3 protein-coding genes and 5 pseudogenes are annotated in these 8,134 nt (G+C 66.9%); 4 read left to right on the forward strand and 4 right to left on the reverse strand.

Going from position 1 to position 8,134, the window contains the following annotated elements:
• The first annotated feature begins 422 nt into the window (after positions 1–422).
• A pseudogene (locus tag ACH4C6_RS35430) lies at positions 423–1,220 on the forward strand (hypothetical protein).
• A 1,587-nt stretch (positions 1,221–2,807) separates the two neighbouring features.
• A complete protein-coding gene (locus ACH4C6_RS35435; protein WP_398112721.1) occupies positions 2,808–4,055 on the forward strand; it encodes a hypothetical protein in 1,248 nt (415 codons plus the stop codon).
• Positions 4,056–4,216: 161 nt separating this feature from the next.
• On the opposite strand, the pseudogene ACH4C6_RS35440 reads toward ACH4C6_RS35435, so the two are convergent.
• Positions 4,217–5,592: pseudogene (locus tag ACH4C6_RS35440) on the reverse strand (IS1380 family transposase).
• A 284-nt stretch (positions 5,593–5,876) separates the two neighbouring features.
• Here ACH4C6_RS35440 and ACH4C6_RS35445 point away from each other — a divergent pair.
• Positions 5,877–6,276 (forward strand): annotated as a pseudogene (locus tag ACH4C6_RS35445) (transposase family protein); the annotation flags it as partial.
• On the opposite strand, the pseudogene ACH4C6_RS35450 reads toward ACH4C6_RS35445, so the two are convergent.
• The 3 genes and pseudogenes from ACH4C6_RS35450 to ACH4C6_RS35460 form a co-directional block, all read right to left on the reverse strand.
• Positions 6,259–6,650, reverse strand: a pseudogene (locus ACH4C6_RS35450) (DEAD/DEAH box helicase family protein); the annotation flags it as partial. The pseudogenes ACH4C6_RS35445 and ACH4C6_RS35450 overlap by 18 nt on opposite strands.
• Positions 6,647–6,808, reverse strand: a complete 162-nt coding sequence (locus ACH4C6_RS35455) for a hypothetical protein (RefSeq protein ID WP_398112722.1) — start codon at positions 6,806–6,808, stop codon at positions 6,647–6,649. The gene ACH4C6_RS35455 and the pseudogene ACH4C6_RS35450, both read right to left, overlap by 4 nt.
• Entirely contained in the window at positions 6,802–7,083 is a 282-nt protein-coding gene (locus ACH4C6_RS35460) for a hypothetical protein (RefSeq protein ID WP_398112723.1), read from the reverse strand. The genes ACH4C6_RS35455 and ACH4C6_RS35460 overlap by 7 nt, the downstream gene beginning before the upstream one ends.
• A gap of 14 nt (positions 7,084–7,097) precedes the next feature.
• On the opposite strand from ACH4C6_RS35460, the pseudogene ACH4C6_RS35465 reads away from it, so the two are divergent.
• Positions 7,098–7,562: pseudogene (locus ACH4C6_RS35465) on the forward strand (transposase); the annotation flags it as partial.
• Between the last annotated feature and the right edge of the window lie 572 nt (positions 7,563–8,134).

Genomic DNA, 8,134 nt, shown 5'->3' on the forward strand with positions numbered 1-8,134 from the left:
CCTTCAGTACCGGCCCGACACCCTCGACGGCTTCATAGCCGGCACCGGCCTGACCCTCGACAAACCCACGTCACCTTGAAGAGCCGAAGTCAGTAGCCGCGCACGTAGGGCAGGTGAAGTCCAGTGCGTCCCAGTCGGCCGCCACGTATCGGTCCTCTCGTAGGGCGATCACGTCAACCACCCCCGCCATGGGGATGGTTGCAGTGTGACACCAAGCACTGACACAACGCAGTCGGCCGCTGGTGACCGGTCGAGGCGCGTGCGGGCCGGCGCGCGGCGTTCGGGGCGGCGCTTGTGAACAGGTACGAAGGGGTGACAGGGTCCGGCCACATACCGGCTGGCCTCCCGGACGAGAATGACGAGTGGCACAACTGAGCCGTCTCTCCGCGCCGGTGTCAGTGCCGCGTGCCACACTGCCGGCCATGTCGCTCGCTGATCTCACTCTCGACCTGTGGCGGACCTTCGATGAGGTCACCGCCCGGCGGATCGCCCAGAAGGCCGCTGACCACGTAGACGGCCGGGTGTCCCTCGTCGAGGCCACCGAACACCTCGGTGCCCCGCTGTACCGCGTCCGGATCGAGCGGGACGCGCAGGAGTTCGCGCTGATACCCGGAGGCCAGGTGTCCCTGGGCGTCGACCTGAACACCTAACAGCCGACCCCCCAGCAGGCCGCCGACTACGCCGAGAGCCGGGAGCAGGGCTACGGATACGGGCCCGATCTGCGGACCCACCTCGAGCGGATCCTCAGCGCTCGCAGCAGCGTTCACCTGGACACCGTCCTCATGGCCGTGGAGGACGAGACCCTGACCGAACCCCCGGCCGACATACCGGTAGCCCTCTCCGCCCGCGGTCTGCGCATGCCGAGCCCCGACGAGTGGGAACACGCCTGCGGCGCCGGGGCGGGCACCCTGTTCCGGTGGGGCGACGACTGTCCCCTCGACCGCATCCCCTACGGGGACGCCCCCGGCCCGCACAACGAGCTGAACACCTTCGGGCTGCACATCGCCTACGACACCTACCGCGCCAAGCTGACCGGCGATGTCACCGCGGTCCACGGCGGCGACGGAGGCGAGTCGGTGTGCGGCGACTACGGCCACCTGCTGGCCTGGCTCCCCTTGGCGACCGCCAACCGTAATCCCGGCATGGCCGAGTTCGTGTACGGACCGGACGGGGAGGGCATGTACGACAACTTCTCCACGCGGCTGGTGCTCACGCTCTGAGCGGCCGCATATAAGGCCGTCCGCCGCGGGTCTGGCGCCTGCCTGCCTGGTCCTCCTCTCAGCAGCAGGACCGGCCGGGAAGCCCCGGTCCCCGCGCATGCGGTCAGCCGGAGGTCATGGCCGTGCCGTCCTTGCAGCCAGTCCCACGATCCGGCGCCTGCTGGGCGGCCGGGGGCCGCGCGGCGGGGCGCTGTGAGTTTGGGGCCTACCTGTCCGCACCGGTCGTGGGCTGACGCGGCGCTCGGCCGGGCACCGTCACAGCGCGGGCGAAGAGGCGGCACCAGCCGGTGCAACGATGCTCGTCGTGCCGGGGGTCACGGCACGGCCGGTTGCTGAGGGCCTGAGCCCTTACAGGCGCGGGGAGGCTGCTCCGGTGCGGAGCCGCTGGGCGGGGTGCTCGGCCGGGGGACGGATGTCTGAGGCAGGACGCGGGCCAGGTCACGGTGGATTCGGTCGGCTTCGTTGCGGACCTGGACGGGGATGTCGCCGCGTTCGGCGACGAGGCGGTCGTAGACGGGGGTCTGCTGGAACACGGCGGGAGGTTTCTCTTTCTGCGGGTGAAATGCCGGACCGGCGCAGCATACGGGCCCCCACTCGCGCCCCTGGGGCAGCGGCGGTTCAGGCCAGGACGGCGGTCTCGGTGGTCCAGTCTCCGTCCAGGAGGGCGGCGACCAGGCGGAGGTGGGTCTCAGGGAGCTGGCCTGTGCGGTGCTTGGTGCGGGCTTTGGCGAGCCAGGCGCCGAGGTTGACGGTGTCGCCGTCGACGCGGATGGTCTCGCGTGCTGTGAGGGCGGCCTTCGCGGTGCAGGAAAAGCTCCAGGAGCTGCACGGTCTGCTCGAAGGTACGGCGAGCCCGGCGGGCGGGAGCCAGCGGGTTGGCCTCCGTGGTGAGGCCGAGCGCGGTCATCAGCTGCCGCTGGCCGTTGGACAGGGCCGTACGGCGTCGCGGGTGAGGGCGGCGAGGTCGGCACCGGAGGCGAGGTGGGCGCGCAGCAGACGGAAACTGGGCACGGACTGGGCAAGGCCGGTGGCGGTCCCGCATGCCGTCCCGGACAGTCTCTGATCGCCTTCTTGCGCCGTGACCGTGACCGGACCCCGCGGCTCACAAGGCCCGGAGTCCGGTGCTGTGTGCCAGCTGGCGGCTACCGCCCTGCGTCCCAACCGGTGAGCTGTCGGCGGTAGTCGGAGTTGAGCCGGTCGATCTGGATGTCCCCGTCAGGGGTCAGGACGTAAGGCTGGTACGCCCCCATGTCGGCCAACAGATCTGCCCGGGGGCCTCGCTCGTTGCGCTTCACGGGACTGTAACCCGATCGGTGGCCCGCTCGAAGAAGCTCACTGCTGTCCGGCGCGGCTTACGCCAGCTCCAGTACCGTCCCGACGTCCTCGACGGCTGCCTCGCCGGCACCGGTCTCCGACGCCAGCCACCATGACGACATCACGCATTCAAGGTCAGTAATGGCCGCTTGTGAACCTTTTCGCCTTCCAGTGCGTATAGGTTCGGAAAGCTCGTGATTCCTCGAACATGATGGGACGGTAGATTTGCCCAGCGGCCTTGCCCCAGAAGAAGTTTCGGCCCTACATCGCCTCATGAGTACGCACGGAATTTACCATGCAATTTTTTCAGAGAGGCAGAACCCAGATCGAATAGTCGAAAAACTGGCAAGCGAAGGCTACTTGACTCAGCGCTACCTTGACCATGAGATGGATCATCAGACTGCTGTGGTTAGACGTGTTGACCAACGCGCTGTCGACGATTATCCCCAGTTTCTTGATAACGGCCCCTTCGGTCAAATGGGTGGAAATTATGGCGGGGTGGGCGAGGGGGATTTTGCGCATCTCAGTAGTGACGGACTTAAGGCATTCGAAGAGTCTATGGCGCAGATTCCTGTGTACAGCTGGAATCCTTGGCCCGGCGAGGGTGAACCTTACCATAAACCGCACTTGGCACTTAGTGTGCGTACCCTTGATGATAATGTCGACAGCAAATGGTTCTCGGCAGTCCATGAGGCAGCCCAGGAAACTCGCTCACTTAAAAGTTTTGACGAGTGCGTGGCAGGGGCAGTTTACGAAGCAAATCCAGAGAAGATTTCCGGTGAGGCCCTGACGGCCGCTGCCGTTTATTTCGGTGCGGCTCTGTACTTTTACTCGTACACGGGCGCTCGTAGGGAAGTCCTTAACTGGAATGGTAACCTGACTAACTGGGACGCTACGCTGGCCCGGTCGCGCTCGGACTTTCGAAGCCGGGCAATCGACACCGCGCGGTGGAAGTTCCACAACCTTCACGCCGCATTAGGTGCCCACAACGGAAGTCAATATCTGGAAAATAATCCGTTCAAGCTTAGCGCCATTGACATTCGACCGACGGGCGTTTCTGCAGAATTTAGTCCGCGCTTCATTCGGAACTTCAGCGGTGACGTCCTCAGTTGTCTAAAAGAATCCTTTTACGAATGGGTTGACGCTTTGGATGGTGCAGATATGAAGCTCCGGTGGTCCAAGCACGATAGGGAACTCCTTACGGGAGCTCTAAATGAGGCGTTTTTGACGCTGCCGCCGGAAGAGCGGGCCGTTGTCAGGCAGTGGCATAGAGACTTCGGAGACAATAAGCAATTGTGGAATGGGGCATGGAGTCCCCCAGTGGCAACTTCTGAGGCTGCTCAGACCACCCTGACGCGGCAACCACTCCGACTACCCCAGCATTCTTGGATCACGGCGCACGAGGAAAAAGAGGCCGCTGCAGGGGTTCAGCCCAATATCGCCCAGCACGACCCAGAGCGCGCACAAGCCCGCCCTGGACATCAGGCGGCGCGCGCCACCAGGGCCGCACAGGGACGCTAACCTCGAAGTTTCGTGACGGTCCGCCGACGGAGTCGGTGGACCGTTTTCGTACCGTGGGCTGAGGCTGTGCAGGGCGAAGACCCGCGTGTCGCCTCGGGATGGCGCCGGATTCCACTGCTCCGGGTGTTGAGGTGCTGTCGAAGGGACGGGGAATCCGCTGGTCAGCCAGGGTCGGGCAGTTGGGTGAGCCGGTCGAGGGCTGCGGTGATGTGACCTGTCCAAGGCCAGTGCCGGGCCAGGCGGAGGATTCGCCGGCGGCCGGTGGTCACGAGCTGTCCGGCCGCGGTGAACAGGCGGAGCCGTAGTCGGCGGGGCTCCCAGAGCCTGGCCTTGCCGGTCAGGGCGAGCATCGGCATCCAGGCCAACAGGTCGAGAGCGATCTGCACGATCTCCAGCCAGATCCGGTTTTGGGCCGTGCGGTGCAGGGGGAGGTTGCGCAGGCCGGTGGCCCGGGCGGCGCGGATGCGGTCCTCGGCGCGGGCCCGCAGCCGGTGACGGAGTTCGAGCTCGGCGATCGGCCGGCCCGAGGTGTTGGTGGCGAAACAGGTCAGCCGCATGCCGTCCACATCCGTGAGACGCAACTGGGCCCCCGGGTACGGTCGTTCCTTCCTCACGATCAGCCGCATGTCCTTGGGCCAGCCGTCCAGAACATCGCCGGTGAGTTCGGCGACCCAGGCGCCGTCGCGGATCTCGCCGTCCACCTCGACGGCCGGCGTCCAGGCCGAGGCGGGAACCTTCAGCACTTGGCTGTGGACCTGCTCGGTGATCACCATGCCGACCGAGTAGGACAGCCACCGCCCCCGCCGGGCGAGCCAGGCCACGAAGTCGTGGGTGCCGCCCGCGGAGTCGGTGCGGATCAGGGTCCGGCGCCCGCGCCGGTACTTCTTCGGCAGCTGTGCCAGGGCCAGTCGGGCGGCGGTGATGTGGCCGGTGGCCGTGTTCGAGCCTGCGTTGCCCGGTCTGAGCAGGGCCGCGACCGGTTCACCCGTGCCGCCGGGTCCGTGGTCGACGAACCCCATCAGCGGGTGGTGGCCGTAGGTTCGCTTCCACGTGGGTGCGGCGTCCCCTTGTCGGAGTGCGCGATCACCAGCACCCCGTCAAGGTCCACGATCACCGTCCCGTCGGCATCGGGCGCTTCCCGGTCGGCCAACTGCCACACGTGCCTGCGGACGTCGGCCCGCGCGGAACGGATGGCCCGCAGGACCCTCTCCCCGGAGGCTGCGAGGGTGTCGATGAGGCGGGAGACCGTCGGGTCGGAGGCCACCGGTCCGAACACGGCCGGCTCGGCCCGCAACACGGCGACATCCGCGAGGCAGTCCCCGCCCAGCGCGACCGCCAGGGCCACATCCAGCAAGATCTTGCCCGGATCGTGCACCGCCCGAGCCTTCCGCCACGGCGTCAGCGCCGCTGATATCGCGGTGTACAGGCCGGCCTTGCGGACGGTCTCGACCAGCAGCACACCCCCGGCCTGCGAGACCACCGCCCGGCCGCCGCCCTCGATGCGGACACGCGGGTACGACCCGATACGCTTCTTCACCTGGAGAGTGCTTCTTTCCTTGCGGCGACATGGACCCTAGACAAGTCCCATCGTTGCAGGTCAGAAGCACTCTCCGCTTATTTGATCAAGCCTCGGACACCCACCTCGTGAAAGCGCGAGGCTAACGCATCAGGTGGCAGGATCCACACCCACCGAAAACTCTGTGGGTGAGCTCTTCGAGCGGGCCACCGATCGGGTGACAGTCCCGTGAAGCGCAACGAGCGAGGCCCCCGGGCAGTTGATCGAGATGTCTGACGTCTCAACCACGCTGCTCAGGGGCCTCGTTGGTCATCTGTCCTGCCGCACTCGACCTGCCACATGCGCTCGTGGAGTGGGTCACCATGCTCATCGTCACCCGTGAGGGTGACCGCCGCTGCAAGCTCCGTCCGTCCCAGCGCGCGGTAGTGGCACTGGTGTACCTGCGCGAGCACACCACCCTGGCGAAAGTCGCTGCCGGGTTTCGGGATCAGCGAGTCCACCGCCCACGCCTACACCAGCACGGTCATCGACCTCCTCGCCGACCGTGCACCGGGCCCGCTGAAGGTCCTACGCGAGCAGATGCCGGGCTTCGTCCTCCTGGACGGCACGCTCGCCGAGTGCGACCGGGTCGGCGACGGACGGGCCGACTACTCCGACAAGCACCGCCGGCACGGGGTGAACGTGCAGGTAGTCGTCACCGATCCGGACCGTCCCGTCGGCGGCCCACAGGGCGAGTTGGATCGAGTTGGTGGTGGTGCGCACCCCAGCTCGTTCAGCACCGGGTCGTTCTCCAGCGAGCACACCGCGACCATGGGCGAGTGGTGACCGACCGCGCGCCATGCCTGGGCGGTCTGCACGAGCAGGTCCAGGGTCGGCACGGTCACGAGGATCCGGCCCTCGGGGAAGCACTCCAGCGCGCTCGCGGCAGCCATGATCGTTTTGCCTGACCCGGTCGCTGACACGATGGTGCCACGGGCACCCTGTGGGGGCACGGATGACCTTGCAGGGAATCCGACCCACTACTTACGGAAACTCGACTTCTGGGCGATCTGATGTTTCTTGAGTGGCCTCCTGCTCATCGTCCGTCCTCCTCTCCCGTGTCGTAGAGCCAGGCGTTCTGAGGCCTTTCCAGCGCGGTTTCCTCTTGGCCCTCCCGCGTCCAGATCCCTTCGAGCCAGAGCGGGGTGCTGTCGATCCTCTCGCACAGCACGAAGCAGGCGGTCCGGTCGATCAGCATGGCTCGCCCGCGAACATGCCATCGGGCCCGTAGCGCTGCCACAGCCGCTCCAGCCGCGCCCGACGCTGGTGCAGGTACGTCTCCAGGGTCTGCGGGTAGGCGTCCCGCTCCGCCATGCGCACGGTCCGCAGGGCGATGCCCACGACAGCACGGACGGTCTCCTGGTCCCACAGGTCGGAGGGGGTGCCGGTCACGGCCGCGTAGTGCTGTCCGCAGACGTCCAGGGCGCGCTCGACAAGTTCTTCCGGCGCCTCGCCGCCCTCTGCTTCTAACACAATCTTGTTGAGGTGTCCTGGTCGTGCTGGACGCCGGATACGACGCCCCGCGCATCGCCCACCTGCTGGCTGGGCTTCCTGTCGAGACCCTCGGCCGACTCCGTTCAGATCGGGTGATGCGGCGTCCGGAACCCTCGCGCGAAGAGTTCCACCTGGCCAACCCCAAGGGCGGCCGACCGCCCAAGCACGGCGGCGAGTTCGTCTTCGGTGATCCCACAACCTGGGGCACCGAGCAGGCCGTGACGGCCACGGACACCCGGCCCTATGGGAAGGCGACCGCCCAGGCATGGGACCGGCTGCACCCGCGACTGACCCACCAGGCCGCATGCCTCGACCACGACAAACCGCTGCCCCTCATCGAGGGCACCGTCATCCGCCTGGTCGTGGAAAAGCTGCCCAGCGGCGGGGTCAACAAGCCGGTCTGGCTGTGGTGGTCGGGCACCCGCGCCACCGAGGCGGACGTCGACCGCTGCTGGCACTCTTCACCACGCCCGCCGGCTCACGATCCACCACTCCCGCCGCCAGCTCAGCATCCACCACTCCCGCCGACTCACGATCCACCACGCCCGCCGCCGGCTCACCCTTCACCACTCCCCCGGTAGCACCCGGGCTCCACGGCCTGGCACTCCCGCCCCTGCCGCCGGCCCCACACCCCGCCCACCCACAAGCCCGGCACACACCCCCGCCCCTCCCCACGACAACCCAGCGTCATCGACGCCGACAAGTTCGACGCCATGTACATCCCCCGCGAGACCAGCGGCCCGCCACCCAATGACCTCCTCGCCATCTGGAACTATCCCTTCCGCGGCCACCAGACCCCCGTACACCACCTTCGCCCGCCCCGGGCTCTCCCTCCTCGTCGGCGACCAGCAGCAATCAGACTGACCAGTTACCCGGACTCTCACCGCTGGCAGGGGCAGAACCATGGAGTTCAAGGAGTCGTCGTTAAGTGGCCATTAACCTCGTGCTTTCACGAGGTGGGCTGTCCAAGAGTTGATCAGAAACACGGAAAGTGCCCTTGACCTGCAACGATGGGACTTGCTGAGGGTCC

Origin of the sequence: Streptomyces sp. NPDC017943 (assembly GCF_044328425.1) — a bacterium.
In the GTDB taxonomy this organism is placed as follows: Bacteria; Actinomycetota; Actinomycetes; order Streptomycetales; family Streptomycetaceae; genus Streptomyces; species Streptomyces djakartensis_A.